Here is a 17,348-nt window from a genome sequence, read left to right as displayed (position 1 = left end):
TTGATCCGAGTGTCCAGCCAGCAAGCTGGGCTCGCGCCGGTGGGTTCCACAGGCTTTCCGGGGCGAAGCGCGACGCAGGCGTGGGTACGCAGCACACGTCAGCCCGTTGACCGGGGAGGCAGAATGTCCGTCCAGACTCTCGACCGTGAGGCCCGCGGGATCCGCGAGCGCGACTTCCCACTGGCCGCTCGCGAGGACGTGGCCACTATTCCCACCGCGGAGCCCGACCTCGACGCCCAGGGCCCCGCCGCGGACCTCGTCCGTGTGTATCTCAACGGCATCGGCAAGACCGCGCTGCTGACGGCGGCGCAGGAGGTCGACCTGGCCAAGCGGATCGAGGCAGGCGTGTTCGCCCAGCACATGCTGGACAGCACCGACGACCTCTCCGCCCAGCGCAGGACCGAGCTCACCGCGCTCATCCGCGACGGCAGGGTCGCCAAGAACCACCTGCTGCAGGCCAACCTGCGGCTCGTCGTGTCGCTCGCGAAGCGCTACACCGGCCGGGGGATGCCGCTGCTCGACCTGATCCAGGAGGGGAACCTGGGACTGATCAGGGCGGTGGAGAAGTTCGACTACTCCAAGGGGTTCAAGTTCTCGACGTACGCGACGTGGTGGATCCGTCAGGCCATCACCCGCGGCATGGCCGACCAGGGCCGCACCATCCGCCTGCCCGTCCACCTCGTGGAGCAGGTGAACAAGCTCGCCAGGATCAAGCGTGACCTGCACCAGCAGCTCGGCCGCGAGGCCACCAACGACGAGCTGGCCGCCGAGTCGGGCATCGCCGCCGAGAAGGTGTCGAGCCTGCTCGACCACGCGCGTGACCCGGTGAGCCTCGACATGCCGGTGGGCACCGAAGAGGACGCCCCGCTCGGCGACTTCATCGAGGACTCCGAGGCCACCGACGCCGAGAGCGCCGTCATCTCCGGCCTGCTGCAGGACGACATGCGCCGCGTGCTCGCGACGCTCGATGACCGCGAGCAGCACGTCATCCGGCTGCGCTACGGCCTCGACGACGGCCAGCCCCGCACGCTCGACCAGATCGGCAAGCACTTCGGCCTCTCGCGCGAGAGGGTGCGCCAGATCGAGCGCGAGGTCATGTCCAAGCTGCGGCAGGGCGAGCGCGCCGACCGGTTGCGCGCCTACGCCAGCTGACGAACTCCGCCCTCCCCGCGAGGGCGGGCCAACCCCCGCGTCGTCCTGTGATGCGGATCACGTGAAGACAAGTGGGTGGCGGGGCAACGGCCTCGCCACCCACACGTCTGCGTGGTCGAGGACTTCGCGGACGGTGTCTAGTCACATCGATCGCGTGCCCGGAAGGTCGGGTCCGTCGGGGTGGGCCCGGCCTTCCACATGTCCGGGGTCTGCGCAGGTGATCTGCGTCGCGCGGCGGCCCGGGTGCAGCTCCACCGATGACCACGCGCGGTACGGTCGAAGCCACTTTTCCGACTTCACCACGTGCGACGGAGCCCGAGCTGTGACCCCACCCACCACCCAGTTTCAGCACACCGAAGTCCTGCCGCTGGGCAAGGACACGCGCACCGAGTACCGGCTCGTGACCGACGAGGGGGTGCGGATCGTCGAGGCGGGCGGCCGTCGCTTCCTGCAGATCGAGCCGGAGGCGCTCACCACCCTGGCCCGCACCGCGATCACCGACATCCAGCACCTGCTGCGCTCCTCGCACCTGGAGCAGCTGCGCGCGATCGTCGACGACCCCGAGGCCAGCGGCAACGACCGGTTCGTGGCGATGGACCTGCTGCGCAACGCGGCCATCTCCGCGGGAGGCGTGCTGCCGATGTGCCAGGACACCGGCACGGCCATCGTCGTCGGCAAGCGCAGCGAAGGCGTGCTCACCGGCGGCACCGACGAGGAGGCGCTGTCCCGGGGCGTCTTCGACGCCTACCAGAACCTCAACCTGCGGTACTCACAGATGGCCCCGGTGAACTTCTGGGACGAGCGCAACACCGGCACCAACCTGCCCGCGCAGATCGAGCTCTACCACAAGGATGGCGAGAGCGACCCGTCCTACGAGTTCCTGTTCATGGCCAAGGGCGGCGGCAGCGCCAACAAGACGTTCCTCTACCAGGAGACCAAGGCCGTCCTGAACCCGAAGCGGCTGGCCAGGTTCCTCGACGAGAAGCTGCGCGGTCTCGGTACGGCGGCCTGCCCGCCGTACCACCTGGCGATCGTCGTGGGCGGTACGTCGGCCGAGTACAACCTCAAGGTCGCCAAGCTGGCGTCGGCGCGCTACCTCGACGACCTGCCCTCCGAGGGTTCCCCGCTGGGCCACGGGTTCCGCGACACCGACCTCGAGCAGCAGGTCCTGGAGATGACCCGCCAGTTCGGCATCGGCGCCCAGTTCGGCGGCAAGTACTTCTGCCACGACGTGCGCGTGATCCGCCTGCCCCGCCACGGCGCGTCGTGTCCCGTCGGCATCGCGGTGTCCTGCTCGGCCGACCGCCAGGCCAAGGCCAAGATCACCGCCGACGGCGTGTTCATCGAGCAGCTGGAACGCGACCCGGCGCGGTTCCTGCCCGAGGTCACCGAGGACGACCTGTCTGAGGAGGTCGTGTCCGTCGACCTGAACCGGCCGATGGCGGAGATTCGCGAGCAGCTGTCGGCGCTGCCGGTGAAAACCCGGCTGAGCCTGACCGGCCCGCTGGTGGTGGCGCGCGACATCGCCCACGCCAAGATCGCCGAGCGGCTCGACGCCGGCGAGGACATGCCGCAGTACCTGCGCGACCACCCGGTGTACTACGCCGGTCCGGCCAAGACGCCGGAAGGCTACGCGTCGGGCTCGTTCGGCCCCACGACGGCGGGGCGCATGGACTCCTACGTCGAGCAGTTCCAGGCCGCGGGCGGCTCGATGGTGATGCTCGCGAAGGGCAACCGCTCGGCCAAGGTGACGGCCTCGTGCCAGCAGCACGGTGGCTTTTACCTCGGCTCGATCGGCGGCCCCGCGGCGCGCCTCGCGCAGGACTGCATCAAGAAGGTCGAGGTGCTGGAGTACCCCGAGCTCGGCATGGAAGCCGTGTGGAAGATCGAGGTCGAGGAGTTCCCCGCCTTCATCGTCATCGACGACAAGGGCAACGACTTCTTCGCCGAGACCTCCGAGCCGGTGCTGCAGATCTCGTTCCGCTGACCCACACGACTCGGCCCCGGACGGCGTGCATCGTCCGGGGCCGAGTCGTCTGCGTATCTGTACTACGTGCCGTCTGCGCTGAACATCTCGGTGAGGCGGTCGAGCGTCTGCCGGATGCCCTTCTTGTTCTTCGCGGGGAACCGGGCGAGCTCGATCAGGAACGGCACGCGGGCGGTGGACCAGTCGAAGGTCTCGGTGACCTCGGTCGTGCCGTCGCCCGCCGGTTCGAGCTGCCAGCGCCAGCGGTGGCCGTTGAAGTGCCGCCACGCGATGAGCCGGTCCTTCTCGTACTCGACCACGGTGTTCTTGATCTTGTACGAGGCGCCCATCTTCATGTCCATGCCGAACTCGGAGCCGAGCTCCAGGCGGTCCGGGTTGCCGTCCCTGGCAGCCCGGACCGTGCCGGAGCCGTCGAGCAGCGCATGCTTGGCCGGGTCGGTCAGCAGGTCGAAGAGCTGCTCGGGCGTGGCAGCGATGGTCGCGGTGACGGAGACCTGACGGGAAGTCATGGCGTCACCCTAAACGCCGTTCACTCCTCGCGCTCGGCGTATTCCAGCTGCACCATCCTGTCCTCGAGCGGCTGGTCGAGCCGCACGGTGACGGGCGGGTAGCGCATGTCCATCGTGCACATCGTGTTCTTGTCCGCGGGTTTCGTCTGCACCATCGTCACGGTGACACGGTCGCCGCGCTGCTCGCCGACCTCGGCGCTGGCCTTGCTGCAGCCGCCCTCCTGGCCGGTGATGGTCAGCGTGCGGCCGTCCGCGGCCACCTCCACGGGATAGCCCTCGGGCAGCTCATCGCCATTGATCTGCGCGGCGGGCACGGGCGTGCCCTTCTGCTCGTCCGCGGGCGGATCGGCTGGTTCCTTGGACAGCTCCTGCGAGGCAGGAGAAGGCTCGGCCGCCGGACTCGCGGTCTCGGCCTGGCCGCCGCACGCGGTGGCGAACGCCAGTACCGCACCGGCACCGATGAGCGTCTCTTTCCACCTCACGACGAATCTCCCCTTTCCGCTGATCGGTCATCTGCTGGTGGGGAAGACGTAACGGGCGCCACGTTAGGTTGCACGGCATGACAGCGAATTCCGGCGGGCTCGCCCGCAGGCTCGGCACCGGCGACGCCGTGGTGGTGGGCCTGTCCTCGATGATCGGCGCCGGTGTGTTCGCCGCGTTCGCCCCCGCGGCCGGGGTGGCGGGCTCGGGACTGCTGCTCGGGCTCGCGGTGGCGGCCGTGGTCGCCTACTGCAATGCGACCTCATCGGCCCGGCTCGCCGCCCGCTATCCCGCCTCCGGCGGGACCTACGTCTACGGCCGCGAACGGCTGGGCCCGTTCTGGGGGCACTTGGCGGGCTGGGGATTCGTGGTCGGCAAGACGGCGAGCTGCGCGGCGATGGCGCTCACGGTGGCGCTGTACGTGGCGCCGGACGCGGGACAGCCGTGGCGGAGCCTGCTGGCGGTGGCCGCGGTCGCGCTGGTGACGGCACTGAACTACCGGGGAGTGCACCGCTCGGCGTTCGCGGCGAAGATCCTGGTGACGGTGAGCCTGCTGGTGCTGGCCTCGGCGGTGGTGGCGATGCTCGTGGCCGGCTCGCCCTCGGCCGAGCGGCTGGCGCCGTTTCCCGGCACCGGGGTGACGGGAGTGCTGGAGTCAGCGGGACTGCTGTTCTTCGCGTTCGCGGGGTACGCGCGCATCGCCACGCTCGGCGAGGAGGTGCGCGACCCGGCCCGCACCATCCCGAGGGCGGTGCCGCTGGCGCTCGGGATCGTGCTCGTGGTGTACGCGGCGCTGGCGGTGACGCTGCTGCTCACGCTCGGGCCGTCGGCCCTGGGTACCGCGACCGACCCGGTGGCGCGCGCGGTGGAGACGACGTCGTGGTCGTGGCTGGTGCCGGTGGTGCGCGCCGGTGCCGCGCTGGCCGCGCTCGGCGCGCTGCTGGCGCTGGTGCTCGGCGTGTCCAGGACCGTGCTGGCGATGGCTCGCGACGGCCATCTGCCGCGCCCGCTCGCGGCGGTCCACCCGCGCTTCGCCGTGCCCCACCACGCCGAACTGGCGGTCGGCGTGGTGGTTGCCGTGCTGGTGTCGACGGCCGATCTGCGCGACGCGATCGGGTTCTCGTCGTTCGCGGTGCTCGTCTACTACGCGATCGCCAACGCGAGCGCGTGGACGCTGCGGGCCGACCGCGTGGTGCCCGCGCTCGGCCTGGCCGGGTGCGTGCTGCTGGCGGTGCACCTGCCGCTGTCGTCGGTGCTCTCCGGCGCGCTCGTGCTCGCGATCGGCGCGGTCACCTACCTCATCCGGCAGGGCGCGCAGCGCTGACGAGACCCGGAGGTCTCAGCTCCCGCGCACGCCGTCGAGCCGGTCGACCGCGCTCTCGAAGTCGGCCAGCAGTCCCTCGATCACGTCGGCGACCGCGCGGATCTCGGTGAGCCTGCCGACGATCTGGCCCACCGGCATCGACACCACCGACGGGTCGGCGGCGGCGTGGATGCGGTCGTGGGCGGGCGCGACGAGCAGGTTCTGCAGCGGCATCGGCAGCGGCTCGGGCGCCTCGGGCGACGACCACGCCTCGGTCCAGCGCGTTTTGAGCAGCCGCGCGGGTTTGCCGGTGTAGATGCGGGTGCGCACCGTGTCGGCCGAGGTCGCGCCGACCAGCGCGCGCTGCATGGCCTCGGACTCCGGCATGGTCTCCAGGTACTCCCTGGTCGCGAGCCACAGCGAGCCCGTCCACACGCCCTCGGCGCCGAGCGCGAGCGCGGCGGCGGCCTGTCTGCCGGTGCCGATGCCGCCCGCGGCGAGCACGGGCGCCCGCTCCCCCACCGCGTCGACGATCTCGGGCAGCAGCACCATCGAGGCGATCTCGCCGGTGTGCCCGCCCGCCTCGTAGCCCTGCGCGACGACGACATCGACGCCGTTGTCCACGTGCCGCACGGCGTGCTCGGCCTTGCCCGCGAGCGCCGCCACGGGCACGCCGTGGTCGTGGGCCTGCGCGATGACGTCGGGCGGCGGGGAGCCGAGCGCGTTGGCGATGAGCGCGATGGGGTGTTCGAGCGCCACCTCGACGTGCGAGCGGGCCACCGAGTGCAGCCAGCCGAGGACCCCGGCCCGTTCGTCGGTGCCCTCGGGCAGCTCCGGCACCCCGAGCTCGGCGAGCGTGCGCTCGACGAACGCCCGGTGCTCGTCCGGGATCAGCTTGGTCAGGTCGACCGAGCTGCCCTCGGTGGGCACCGTCGAGGGCATCACGACGTCGACGCCGTAGGGCTTGCCGCCGGTGTTGGCGTCCATCCAGTGCAGGACCTTGTCGAGCTCGGCGGCGTCGTTGAACCGGACGCAGCCGAGCACGCCGAGACCGCCCGCCCTGCTGATCGCGGCGGCCACGTGTTCCGAGGGGGTGAACCCGACGATCGGCAGGTCGATCCCGAACCGGTCGCACAGCGCGGTGCGCATTCCTGAGGTCCTCCTACGCTTTGAGCATCTCGACGGCCGGCTCGTGCTCGGCCGCGTACCGCTGGGCCCACGGATAGTCGGGCTTGCCACTGGGCGAGCGCGAGATCTCGTCGGCCAGCCACAGGCTGCGCGGCACCTTGTACCCCGCGATCTCGGTGCGCACGTGCGCCTCGATCGCCGCGAGGTCGGTGGCGGCGCCGGGCCGCACCTGGAGCACGGCGCCGACGCGCTGGCCGAGCCGTTCGTCGGGCACGGCGATCACGAGCGCGTCGAAGACGTCCGGATGCGACTTGAGCGCGCCCTCGACCTCCTCGGGGAACACCTTCTCGCCGCCGGTGTTGACGCACTGCGAGCCGCGGCCCAGCAGGGTGACGGTTCCGTCGTCCTCGTAGCGGGCGTAGTCGCCCGGCACGACGTAGCGCACGCCGCCCGCCTCGACGAAGATCGTCTCGCTCTTGGCGGGGTCCTTGTAGTAGCCGAGCGGCACGTGCCCCCGGCGGCCGATGCGGCCCACGGCGCCCGCCTCGGCGGGCACCACGTTGCCGTCGTCGTCGAGCAGGATCGCGTCCTTGCCGAAGTTCACGCGCGGGCCGGCGGAGTGGTCGGCGTCCTTGGCCATCATGCCGATGCCGGTGAAGCCGCTCTCGGAGGAGCCGATCGCGTCGGTGAGCACGGTGTTCGGGAAGGCGTCGAGGTACTCCTGCTTGACCGACTGGGAGAACAGCGCCGCGTGACTGGAGACGGCGACGAGCGAGGAGGCGTCGTAGCCGCCCTCGCGGTAGGCCTCGATCAGCGGGCGCGCCATCGCGTCGCCGACGATCGTGAGGACCTGGACCTTCTCCCGTTCGATGGTCCGCCAGATCTCGTGGGCGTCGAACTGCGGGACGAACACCACGATGCCGCCGGAGAACAGCGCGCCGAACGCGGCCCACTGCGCGGCGCCGTGGATCAGCGGCGCGGTGGGCAGGCGCACGAGCGCGCCCTGCTTGCCCTGCTCGGCCATCGTCCACTCGTCGGGCACGTACTCGCCGGTGACGAAGTCGATGCCGCCGCCGAGCGCGCGCCACACGTCCTCGTGGCGCCAGATGACGCCCTTCGGGTATCCGGTGGTGCCGCCGGTGTAGAGGATGTAGAGGTCGTCGGGGCTGCGCTCGCCGAAGTCGCGCGCCGGCGAGGTCTGCGCCAGCGCGTCCTCGTAGGCGATGCCGCCGTGCGCGGCGAAGTCGGCGTCGCTACCGTCCTCGATCACTAAAACATGTTTCAGTTCGGGCGTCTCGGGCAGCACAGCGGCGACCTTGTCGGAGTACTGCCGCTCGTGGACGAGCGCCACCAGGTCGGCGTTGGTGAACAGGTAGGTCAGCTCGCCGTGGACGTAGCGGTAGTTGACGTTGATCGCGATGGCCCGCAGCTTGTACGCCGCGAACATCGTCTCGATCATCTCGATGGAATTGCGGGAATAGACGCCGATGTGATCACCCTTGCCGATCCCGTTCGCGGCGAGGTGATGGGCGAGGCGGTTGGCGCGCTCGTCCAGTTGCGCGTACGTCAGGCGCCTGCCGTCGCAGACGACCGCGGTGCGATCCGGCACGGCGTCGACGGCGTGCTCGAGCAGATCTGCGATGTTGAATGCCACGAGACCAAATTAGAACATGTTATTGTTTCGGGCAATGGTGCTGGACCGATCCCGCATCGGCCCCGAACGACGCCGGACGAGAGGCAGCGATGACCGACGCGCACGCCCTGGTGGAACAACGCGGGCACACACTCGTGGTGACGATGAACCGCCCGCACGCCCGCAACGCGCTCACCGGCGAGATGCTGGCGATCATGGTCGAGGCGTGGGATCGCGTCGACGAGGACCCGGAGATCCGCAGTTGCGTGCTCACCGGGGCCGGCGGGGCCTTCTGCGCGGGCGCGGACCTCAAGTCGATGAGCCGCGACAGCCCGTCCACGGCGTTCGAGCGGGGCACCTTCGACCCGAGCCGCATCGACGGCCTGCTCAAGGGCCGCAGGCTCACCAAACCCCTGATCGCCGCCGTGGAGGGGCCTGCGATCGCGGGCGGCACGGAGATCCTGCAGGGCACCGACATCCGGATCGCGGGCGAGAGCGCGAAGTTCGGCGTCTCGGAAGCACGGTGGGGCCTGTTCCCGCTCGGCGGCTCCGCGGTGCGCCTGCCCCGGCAGATCCCGTACACCCTCGCCGCCGAGATCCTGCTGACCGGCAAGCACCTCTCCGCGGCCGAGGCCGCGGACATCGGGCTGATCGGCCGCGTCGTCCCCGACGGCACGGCGCTGGACACGGCACTGGAGATCGCCGACGCTATCGCCGCGAACGGACCGCTCGCGGTGCGGGCGATCCTGCGCACGATGCGCGACACCGAGGGCATGCACGAGGAGGAGGCCTTCAAGCTCGACGCCCAGTACGGCGTCACCGTCTTCGCGAGCGAGGACGCCAAGGAAGGTCCACGCGCCTTCGCGGAGAAGCGCAGGCCCGAGTTCCGCGGCCGCTGACGAGGCGGTTCCTGGAGCGGTGCGGGGCCCGTGCTCACGAGCTCCGCATCCGTGCTCAGATCAGATGGCGCGTTCGCGGCCCTGCCAGTACGGGTCGCGCAGCGTGCGCTTGTAGAGCTTGCCGTTGGGATCCCTCGGCAGCGCCTCGACGTAGTCGACACTGCGGGGCAGCTTGAACTTCGCGAGCCTGCCGCGCGCGTACTCCAGCAGCTCGCCGGTCAGCTCCTCGGAGGGCTCGACGCCGTCCGCGGGCTGGACCACAGCCTTGATCTCCTCGCCCCAGTCCTCGTGCGGAACGCCGAACACGGCCACGTCAGCGACCTTGGGGTGCAGCACCAGCTCATTCTCGATCTCGGCCGGATAGATGTTGACCCCACCCGAGATGATCATGTCGTTCTTGCGGTCGTGCAGGTAGAGGTAGCCGTCCTCGTCGAGGTAGCCGATGTCGCCGAGCGTGAACAGGTTGCCCACCCTGGCTTTCTCGGTCTTCTCCCTGTCCTTGTGGTACTCGAACGACGAGTCGCCCATGCGCATGTAGACGGTGCCGGCCTCGCCCGGCGGTAGCTCCTCACCGTCGTCGTCGAGCACCTTGATCGTCGAGCCCGGCCACGGCCTGCCCACCGATCCGGGTTTGCGCAACCATTCCTCGCCGTTGATCGCGGTGCCGCCGCCCTCCGTGGCCGCGTAGTACTCGGTGACCACGGGCCCCCACCAGTCGAGCATCCGGCGCTTCACCTCGTGCGGGCACGGCGCGGCGCCGTGGATCATGGTGCGCAGCGACGACACGTCGTAGCGCTCGCGCACGTCCTCCGGCAGCGCGAGCAGCCTGCGGAACTGGGTGGGCACCATGTGGCTGTGCGTCACGCGGTGGCGCTGGATCAGCTCCAGCATCCGCTCCGGGTCCCAGCGGTCCATGAGCACCGCGGGATGTCCGAGCTGGATGGAGATCGCGACGAAGTTGAGCACCGCCGTGTGATAGAGCGGCGAGCCGCACAGATGCACGTGCCCGTCGAACGGCGCGAGCCCGAAGATGCCGAAGAACCACGTCGACGCCGCGGGCACGGAGTCGGGGTCGGCACCGGTGAGCGGGCGCCGCACGCCCTTGGGCCGCCCGGTGGTGCCGGAGGTGTAGAGCATCGGCGAGCCCGCGGTCCGCTGGTCGGGCCTGCCCTGCCCGCCCGACGCGGCCAGTTCGGCGACGTCACGGAAACCGGGGACGGCGCCGACGGCGAACCGCGTGCCGGCGGCGAGGCCCGCCTCGTCCGCCGCCGCGACGGCGACGTCGGCGAAGCGCTCGTGCGCGAGGAAGGCCCTGGCGCCGGAGTCTGTGATGATGTAGGCGATCTCGGGGCCCACGAGGTGCCAGTTGACCATCACCACGTAGAGCCCGGACTGCAGCGCGGCGAAGTAGGCGGCGAGCAGCTCGGCCCCGTTCGGTTGCAGCACCACGATCGCGTCCCCGGCCTCGAGACCGAGCGCCCGCAGCCCGCGCGCGTAGGCGTTGGCCTTGGCCGCCAGCTCGCCGTAGGTGAGCTCGGTGCCGTCGGGATCGACCACCGCGACGAGGTCGGGTCGCTCGGCCGCGAGGTTCCACAGGCCGATGGTGTCCAGTGCCTGGGCGGAGGTAGTGGGCATGCCCCAAATCTAGAACGCGTTCCACTATTGAGCAAGCAAGGCCAGCTACACGCGCTTGGTAATTCTTGCCGAGATCACGAGAACGTGTTTCACTTCTGTCGTGACTGCCGCCGAAACCGAGACCCCGCTGTCGGCTCCGCTCGACGTGGGCTTCGACTACACCCGCTCGGTCGGTCCCGTCCTCGGGCGCTTCGTCAACGCGCTGCGCGAGCGGCGCGTGCTCGGGGTGCGCGGCGACGACGGCCGCGTCCACGTGCCGCCCGTCGAGTACGACCCGGCCACGGCCCGTGCGCTGACCGAGTTCACCGACGTCGCCGACGAGGGCACCGTCGAGTCCTGGTCGTGGGTCGCCGAGCCGCTGGACGGCCAGCCCCTGCGGCGTCCGTTCGCGTGGGCGCTGATCCGCCTCGACGGCGCCGACACGAGCCTGCTGCACGCCGTCGACGCCGGCTCCCCCGCCGGCATCCGCACCGGCATGCGCGTGCGGGCCCGCTGGGCCGACGAGCCGGTGGGCCACATCCGCGACATCGTGTGCTTCGTCAGCACCGAGTCCCCGCCCGGGGACCCCGCACCCGCGCCCGCGCCGCCACCGGTGGCCGACCGGGCCGAGGGCGATCCGGTGAGCACGGTCATCACGCCGATCCACCTGAACTTCCTGCACTCCGCGTCGCCGGAGGAGAGCCGGTACCTGCGCGGCCTGGCCGAGGGGAAACTGCTCGGGCAGCGTTGTCCCGCGTGTGGCAAGGTCTACGTCCCGCCGCGCGGCGCGTGCCCCACCGACGGCGTGCCGACCACCGACGAGGTCGAGCTGCCCGACACCGGGACCGTCACCACGTTCTGCATCGTCAACGTGCCGTTCCTCGGCCAGCGCCTCAAGCCCCCTTACGTCGCGGCCTACATCCTGCTCGACGGCGCCGACATCGCGTTCCTGCACCTCGTGCTCGGCTGCGAGGCCTCCGAGGTGCGCATGGGCCTGCGCGTGCGGGCCAGCTGGAAGCCGCGCGAGCAGTTCTCGACCACGCTGGAGAACATCGCGCACTTCGAACCGACGGGCGAGCCCGACGCGCCGTACGAGTCCTTCGCCCACCATCTGTGAGGAGTGTCGCTGCCATGACCGAGGTTGCGGTGGTGGGGTTCGCGCAGTCGCCGAACGTGCGCAGGACCCAGGGCACCACCAACGGTGTCGAGATGCTCGTGCCGATCTTCACGGAGGTCTTCGAGCAGACCGGCTTGTCCACAAAGGACATCGGGTTCTGGTGTTCCGGTTCGTCGGACTATCTCGCGGGCCGCGCGTTCTCGTTCATCGCCGCGGTGGACGCGATCGGCGCGTTCCCGCCCATCCACGAGTCGCACGTGGAGATGGACGCGGCGTGGGCGCTCTACGAGGCGTGGCTGAAGATCCGCATGGGCGAGGTGGACACCGCGCTGGTGTACGGCTTCGGCAAGTCCTCGGCCGGGCAGCTGCGCCGGGTGCTCGCGCTGCAGCTCGACCCCTACGTCGTGGCGCCGCTGTGGCCGGACTCGATCTCGGTGGCCGGCATCCAGGCCCGGATGGGGCTGGACTCGGGCCGGTGGAGCGAGCAGGACCTCGCCGAGGTCGCCGCCCGCAGCAGGCGCGACGCCGCGGGCAACCCGTTCGCCCAGGTCTCCGGCGACACCGACGCCGCGACACTGCTGGACGCGCCCGTCGTCGCGGATCCGTTGCGGGCACACGACATCGCGCCCGTCACCGACGGCGCCGCCGTGATCGTGCTGGCCTCCGCCGAGCGGGCCCGCGACCTCGTGGAACGGCCCGCCGTCGTCACCGGCATCGACCACCGCGTCGACTCCCCCGCGCTCGGCAGCCGCGATCTGACCCGCTCCCCCTCGACCGAGCTCGCCGGCCGCGCGGCCGGGGTGGGCACGGACGTCGACATCGCCGAGCTGCACGCGCCGTTCACACACCAGGAGCTGATCGTGCGCGACGCGCTCGGTCTCGGTGACGGCGTGCGGGTGAACCCCTCGGGCGGCGCGCTCACCGGCAACCCGATGTTCTCGGCCGGGCTGGTCCGCATCGGTGAGGCCGCCCGGCAGATCCTCGCGGGCAACGCGCGGCGGACCGTCGCGCACGCGACGAGCGGGCCCGCGTTGCAGCAGAACCTCGTGGCAGTACTGGAAAGGGGCTAAGGCGTGGCCAAGCAACTCGCCGCCGTGCTCGGCACCGGACAGACCCACCACCGCGCGAAGCGCACCGACGTGTCGATGCCGGGGCTGCTGCGCGAGGCCGTCGACCGCGCGCTGGCCGACGCCCAGGTGGACTGGCCCGAGATCGACGCCGTCGTGCTCGGCAAGGCGCCCGACATGTTCGAGGGCGTGATGATGCCCGAGCTGTTCCTCGCCGACGCACTGGGCGCGAACGGCAAACCACTGCTGCGCGTGCACACCGCGGGCTCGGTGGGCGGCTCGACCGCGCTGGTCGCGGCGAGCCTGATCCAGGCCGGGGTGCACCGGAAGGTGCTGACGGTGGCGTTCGAGAAGCAGTCCGAGTCCAACGCGATGTGGGCGCTGTCGATCCTGCCGCCCTTCCAGATGCCGGTCGGAGCGGGCGCGGGCGGGTACTTCGCGCCGCACGTGCGCTCCTACCTGCGGCGCTCCGGCGCGCCCGAGCACGTCGGCGCCATCGTCGCGGCGAAGGACCGGCGCAACGGCGCGCTCAACCCGTTCGCGCACCTGCGCCAGCCCGACATCACCGTGGAGTCGGTGCGGGCGTCGCAGATGCTGTGGGACCCGATCCGCTACGACGAGACCTGCCCCTCCTCCGACGGCGCGTGCGCGATGGTGCTCGGTGACGAGTCCTCCGGCGACGCCGTCGAGGGCGGTGCGGCGTGGATCCACGCGACGGCCATGCGCACCGAACCCACCACGTTCGCGGGACGCGACCAGGTGAACCCGCAGGCGGGCCGGGACGCGGCCGCGGCGCTGTGGAAGGAGGCCGGGATCACCGACCCGCTGTCCCAGGTGGACACCGCGGAGATCTACGTGCCGTTCTCCTGGTTCGAGCCGATGTGGCTGGAGAACCTCGGCTTCATGGCGGAGGGCGAGGGCTGGAAGCTCACCGAGGCAGGCGAGACCGCGCTGGGCGGACGGCTGCCGGTGAACCCGTCGGGCGGCGTGCTCTCGTCCAACCCCATCGGCGCCTCGGGCATGCTGCGCTTCTCGGAGGCGGCCAAGCAGGTGATGGGCCGCGCGGGCGACTATCAGGTCGACGGCGCCCGCACCGCACTCGGCCACGCCTACGGCGGCGGCTCGCAGTACTTCTCGATGTGGGTGGTCGGCTCGGCCAAACCGGGCAGCTGAGCCCGAGGCCCCGGAGCCGAACGACGCGCCCTCGCCAAGCCGGGGCGAGTTCGGCCGAGACCCTGTGCGCGCGGGGTGCACGGCGCCGGTCGTGCACGGCGGTGGCGCGGCCCGGCGCGATCGGCGATCACCAGCCGAACCCGGGCTCGGGCCGGGCACAGTCCTGCTCGCGCGAGACGACCCGCGATGTGTTTCGGGACCCGGGCCGCGTCCGCCGTCAGGCCCCGCAGCGTGCCCCAGAGCCTGGGCGCCTCGACAGCGTCGCGGTAGCCGACGGTGGGCACACGACCTCGTGCGTCGCGTGCCGGGCACGCGACGCACGAGGTCGCTGGAGCGAGCCGGCTCTACTCGTAGGCCACCCGGTAGTGCTTGATGCCGTTGAGCCAGCCCGAGCGCAGCCGGTCGGGCTGTTCGAGCTCGCGGATGTTCGGCATCTCGTCGGCGATCGCATTGAAGATCAGGTCGATCTCCAGGCGCGCCAGGTTGGCGCCGATGCAGTAGTGCGACCCGGTCCCGCCGAAGCCGACGTGCGGGTTGTCCTCGCGCAGCACGTCGAACTTCTCGGGCTCCTCGAAGACCTCGGGGTCGAAGTTGGCCGAGCTGTAGAACATGCCGACCCGGTCGCCCGCCTTGATGTGCTGCCCGCCGAGCTCGGTATCGCGGGTGGCGGTGCGCTGGAACGAGACCACCGGCGTGGCCCAGCGGACGATCTCGTCGGGTGCGGTCTTGGGCCGCCGATCCTTGTAGATCTCCCACTGGTCCGGATGGTCGAGCAGGGCCTTCATGCCGTGGGTGATGGCGTTGCGGGTGGTCTCGTTGCCCGCCACCGCCAGCAGGATCACGAAGAAGCCGAACTCGTCCGACGACAGCGACTCACCGTCCACATCGGCCTGGACGAGTGTGGTGACGATGTCGTCCATCGGGCAGCCCCGGCGCTGTTCGGCCATGTTGAACGCGTAGCCGACGAGCTCGGCCGACGCGGCGAGCGGTTCGATGTCGTACTCGGGGTCGTCGTAGCCGATCATCTGGTTGGACCAGTCGAAGATCTTGAGCCGGTCCTCCTGCGGGATTCCGATGAGCTCGGCGATGGCCTGCAGGGGCAGCTCGCACGCGATGTCGGCGACGAAGTCACCGGAGCCCTTCTCCTTGGCGGTGCGCACGATCTCCTTCGCCCGCGACCGCAGTGCCTCCTCGAGCCTGCCGATGGCCCTCGGCGTGAACCCCTTGGACACGATCCGCCGCAGCTTGGTGTGCTGCGGCGCGTCCATGTTCAGCAGTACGAGCCGGTTGGCGTTGAGTCCGTCCTCCGTCATGTTCTCGTCGAAGCGGATGATGGCGGTCTTCTCCCGGGACGAGTACAACTCGCTGTCCCGGGACACGGTCTTGACGTCTTCGAGCCGGGTGACCACCCAATATCCCTCGTCCTGGAACCCCGCCCTGTTGAACGGCTGGGGGTTCCACCAGACGGGAGCCGTCTGGCGCAACAGCGCGAACTCCTCCAACGGGAGCCTGCTCGCGTACAGATCGGGATCGGTGAAGTCGAATCCGGTGGGCAGTAGCGACGAGCTCATGCGCCGTACCTCCGACAGCAGTGTCGTGGAACACGTTCTAGAACTCGATTGAAGCATACGGCGTTAACTCACGGAAGATGTCGAGTGAACCCCGTTTACTTAATCGGTGAGGATCTTGAAACTCCTGGTAGACAACGCCGGTGCGATCGGTAACCGAACGGCGGTTGACCTCGCCGGGCGTTGCCAAGATTAAGAACGTGTTCTAGTTTTGACCGAGATTCCCCGGAGGCCTGAGGAGAGCAGCGTGGGCGTACCCGTCATCGTCGAGGCCGTGCGCACCCCCATCGGCAAGCGCGCGGGCCTGCTCGCGGGCCTGCACGCGGCGGAACTGCTGGGCACGGCCCAGTCCGCCGTGCTGGAGCGCGCGGAACTGGACCCCGACCTCGTCGAGCAGGTGATCGGCGGCAACGTCACGCAGGCCGGCGAGCAGGCCGGCAACGTCACGCGCACCGCGTGGCTGCACGCCGGGCTGCCCCAGGAGTGCGGAGCGACGACCGTGGACGCGCAGTGCGGCTCCGCGCAGCAGGCCGCCCACCTCGTCGCCGGGCTGATCGCCGCCGGCGCGATCGAGGTCGGCATCGCCTGCGGCGTCGAGGCGATGAGCCGGGTGCCGCTCGGCGCCAACACCGGCGTGGACGCCGGGTCGCGCAGGCCGCCGACGTGGTCGATCGACCTGCCCGACCAGTACCGCGCCGCCGAGCGCATCGCGACGCGACGCGGCATCACCCGCGCCGACGTCGACGCGTTCGGCCTGGCCTCGCAGCGCAAGGCCGCCGCCGCGTGGGAACAGGGCCGCTTCGACCGCGAGGTCGTGCCCGTCAAGGCACCGGTGCTGGGCACGGACGGCACGCCGACCGGCGAGACCCGGCTGGTCGCCCGCGACCAGGGCCTGCGCGAGACGAGCACCGAGGCGCTCGCGACGCTCAAGCCCGTACTCGAGGACGGTGTGCACACCGCGGGCACGTCCTCACAGATCTCCGACGGTGCCTCCGCGGTGCTGCTCATGGACTCCGACCGCGCCGAGGAACTCGGTCTGCGCCCGAGGGCGCGGCTGCGCGCGCAGGCCCTCGTCGGTGCCGAGCCGTACTATCACCTCGACGGGCCCGTGCAGGCCACGCGCCGCGTGCTCGAGCGCGCGGGCATGACGATCTCCGAGGTGGACCTGTTCGAGGTCAACGAGGCGTTCGCGTCGGTGGTGCTGTCGTGGCAGCGGGTGCACGAGCCCGACCCGGCGCTGGTCAACGTCAACGGCGGCGCGATCGCGCTCGGTCACCCCGTCGGCAACACCGGCACGCGGCTGCTCACCACCGCGCTGCACGAACTCGAACGACGCGACGCCACGACGGCGCTGGTCTCGATGTGCGCGGGCGGCGCGCTGTCCACCGCCACGATTCTCGAGCGGGTCTAGACGCGGTCGTCGCGGACCACGTCGAGGTTGTGGAACACCGGAGGACCGTCGCAGAGCGCGCTCATCTTCTCCGCGAACTTGCTCGTCTCCGGCAGGTTCGAGTTCGCCATGGCCTCGTCGTAGGACGGGAACTCCACGATCTCGAGATAGGTGCCGGGGTGGTCCCGGTCCTGCGTCATCACGGCATGGGCGGCGGTGCGCTTGCCCTCGGTCTCGCGCAGCCAGCCGTCGATGAGCGAGTTCATCTCGTTGTAGCGGGTCGTCTTGAACTCGATGAGTTGCACGAACGTCATGGCTCACACCCTTT

At 70.6% G+C, this 17,348-nt stretch carries 15 protein-coding genes; 8 read left to right on the top strand and 7 right to left on the bottom strand.

The genetic code is table 11. From position 1 onward, the window contains the following. Positions 1-123 precede the first annotated feature (123 nt). Positions 124-1,152 carry a sigma-70 family RNA polymerase sigma factor gene (locus tag JHE00_RS30640; RefSeq protein WP_230425249.1) on the top strand — a complete coding sequence of 343 codons (1,029 nt, stop codon included), beginning with the start codon at positions 124-126 and terminating at the stop codon, positions 1,150-1,152. Positions 1,153-1,474: 322 nt separating this feature from the next. After that, positions 1,475-3,139 carry a fumarate hydratase gene (locus JHE00_RS30635; protein ID WP_200324905.1) on the top strand — a complete coding sequence of 555 codons (1,665 nt, stop codon included), beginning with the start codon at positions 1,475-1,477 and terminating at the stop codon, positions 3,137-3,139. A gap of 62 nt (positions 3,140-3,201) precedes the next feature. On the opposite strand, the gene JHE00_RS30630 is transcribed toward JHE00_RS30635, so the two are convergent. Next, complete coding sequence (locus JHE00_RS30630; RefSeq protein ID WP_200324903.1) at positions 3,202-3,648, bottom strand: SRPBCC family protein; 447 nt, start codon at positions 3,646-3,648, stop codon at positions 3,202-3,204. A gap of 20 nt (positions 3,649-3,668) precedes the next feature. Then, a complete protein-coding gene (locus JHE00_RS30625) occupies positions 3,669-4,130 on the bottom strand; it encodes a hypothetical protein (protein WP_200324901.1) in 462 nt (153 codons plus the stop codon). 77 nt (positions 4,131-4,207) lie between these two features. Between JHE00_RS30625 and JHE00_RS30620 the strand changes: the two genes are divergently transcribed. Next, positions 4,208-5,452 (top strand): APC family permease, encoded by a 1,245-nt coding sequence (locus JHE00_RS30620; RefSeq protein WP_200324899.1) that lies wholly within the window; start codon positions 4,208-4,210, stop codon positions 5,450-5,452. A gap of 15 nt (positions 5,453-5,467) precedes the next feature. Here JHE00_RS30620 and JHE00_RS30615 read toward each other — a convergent pair whose 3' ends face one another. Then, positions 5,468-6,580 (bottom strand): NAD(P)H-dependent flavin oxidoreductase, encoded by a 1,113-nt coding sequence (locus JHE00_RS30615; RefSeq protein ID WP_200324897.1) that lies wholly within the window; start codon positions 6,578-6,580, stop codon positions 5,468-5,470. A 13-nt stretch (positions 6,581-6,593) separates the two neighbouring features. After that, positions 6,594-8,213 carry an acyl-CoA synthetase gene (locus JHE00_RS30610; RefSeq protein ID WP_200324895.1) on the bottom strand — a complete coding sequence of 540 codons (1,620 nt, stop codon included), beginning with the start codon at positions 8,211-8,213 and terminating at the stop codon, positions 6,594-6,596. A gap of 89 nt (positions 8,214-8,302) precedes the next feature. Here JHE00_RS30610 and JHE00_RS30605 point away from each other — a divergent pair, with 89 nt between their 5' ends. Next, positions 8,303-9,091 carry a crotonase/enoyl-CoA hydratase family protein gene (locus JHE00_RS30605; protein ID WP_200324893.1) on the top strand — a complete coding sequence of 263 codons (789 nt, stop codon included), beginning with the start codon at positions 8,303-8,305 and terminating at the stop codon, positions 9,089-9,091. 60 nt (positions 9,092-9,151) lie between these two features. Here the strand turns inward: JHE00_RS30605 and JHE00_RS30600 are convergent, their stop codons facing one another. Further along, complete coding sequence (locus JHE00_RS30600) at positions 9,152-10,726, bottom strand: acyl-CoA synthetase (RefSeq protein ID WP_200324891.1); 1,575 nt, start codon at positions 10,724-10,726, stop codon at positions 9,152-9,154. Between the two features lie 100 nt (positions 10,727-10,826). Here JHE00_RS30600 and JHE00_RS30595 point away from each other — a divergent pair, with 100 nt between their 5' ends. Genes JHE00_RS30595 through JHE00_RS30585 form a run of 3 tightly spaced genes read left to right on the top strand, consistent with a single transcriptional unit; the run spans position 10,827 to position 14,062 of the window. Further along, positions 10,827-11,822, top strand: a complete 996-nt coding sequence (locus tag JHE00_RS30595) for a Zn-ribbon domain-containing OB-fold protein (RefSeq protein ID WP_200324889.1) — start codon at positions 10,827-10,829, stop codon at positions 11,820-11,822. A gap of 14 nt (positions 11,823-11,836) precedes the next feature. Further along, positions 11,837-12,892 carry a thiolase family protein gene (locus tag JHE00_RS30590; RefSeq protein ID WP_200324887.1) on the top strand — a complete coding sequence of 352 codons (1,056 nt, stop codon included), beginning with the start codon at positions 11,837-11,839 and terminating at the stop codon, positions 12,890-12,892. A 3-nt stretch (positions 12,893-12,895) separates the two neighbouring features. Beyond that, a complete protein-coding gene (locus JHE00_RS30585; RefSeq protein ID WP_200324885.1) occupies positions 12,896-14,062 on the top strand; it encodes a thiolase family protein in 1,167 nt (388 codons plus the stop codon). Between the two features lie 344 nt (positions 14,063-14,406). On the opposite strand, the gene JHE00_RS30580 is transcribed toward JHE00_RS30585, so the two are convergent. Next, positions 14,407-15,633: a cytochrome P450 gene (locus tag JHE00_RS30580; RefSeq protein ID WP_200324883.1), complete on the bottom strand. Its 1,227-nt coding sequence runs from the start codon at positions 15,631-15,633 to the stop codon at positions 14,407-14,409. A gap of 244 nt (positions 15,634-15,877) precedes the next feature. On the opposite strand from JHE00_RS30580, the gene JHE00_RS30575 reads away from it, so the two are divergent. Beyond that, positions 15,878-17,041, top strand: coding sequence for a steroid 3-ketoacyl-CoA thiolase (locus JHE00_RS30575; RefSeq protein WP_200324881.1), 1,164 nt, complete (start codon positions 15,878-15,880; stop codon positions 17,039-17,041). Here the strand turns inward: JHE00_RS30575 and JHE00_RS30570 are convergent. Next, a complete protein-coding gene (locus JHE00_RS30570; RefSeq protein WP_200324879.1) occupies positions 17,038-17,334 on the bottom strand; it encodes a hypothetical protein in 297 nt (98 codons plus the stop codon). The genes JHE00_RS30575 and JHE00_RS30570 overlap by 4 nt on opposite strands. Positions 17,335-17,348 lie beyond the last annotated feature (14 nt).

Origin of the sequence: Prauserella cavernicola (assembly GCF_016595675.1) — a bacterium.
GTDB lineage: Bacteria > Actinomycetota > Actinomycetes > Mycobacteriales > Pseudonocardiaceae > Prauserella_A > Prauserella_A cavernicola.
This window is presented reverse-complemented; position numbering and strand designations above follow the sequence as displayed.

Bases quoted from the DNA above. Each gene is read 5' to 3' on its own strand.
- JHE00_RS30640 (WP_230425249.1), top strand. From the start codon at position 124: ATGTCCGTCCAGACTCTCGACCGTGAGGCCCGCGGGATCCGCGAGCGC.
- JHE00_RS30630 (WP_200324903.1), bottom strand. From the start codon at position 3,648: ATGACTTCCCGTCAGGTCTCCGTCACCGCGACCATCGCTGCCACGCCC.
- JHE00_RS30620 (WP_200324899.1), top strand. From the start codon at position 4,208: ATGACAGCGAATTCCGGCGGGCTCGCCCGCAGGCTCGGCACCGGCGAC.
- JHE00_RS30615 (WP_200324897.1), bottom strand. From the start codon at position 6,580: ATGCGCACCGCGCTGTGCGACCGGTTCGGGATCGACCTGCCGATCGTC.
- JHE00_RS30605 (WP_200324893.1), top strand. From the start codon at position 8,303: ATGACCGACGCGCACGCCCTGGTGGAACAACGCGGGCACACACTCGTG.
- JHE00_RS30600 (WP_200324891.1), bottom strand. From the start codon at position 10,726: ATGCCCACTACCTCCGCCCAGGCACTGGACACCATCGGCCTGTGGAAC.
- JHE00_RS30590 (WP_200324887.1), top strand. From the start codon at position 11,837: ATGACCGAGGTTGCGGTGGTGGGGTTCGCGCAGTCGCCGAACGTGCGC.
- JHE00_RS30580 (WP_200324883.1), bottom strand. From the start codon at position 15,633: ATGAGCTCGTCGCTACTGCCCACCGGATTCGACTTCACCGATCCCGAT.
- JHE00_RS30570 (WP_200324879.1), bottom strand. From the start codon at position 17,334: ATGACGTTCGTGCAACTCATCGAGTTCAAGACGACCCGCTACAACGAG.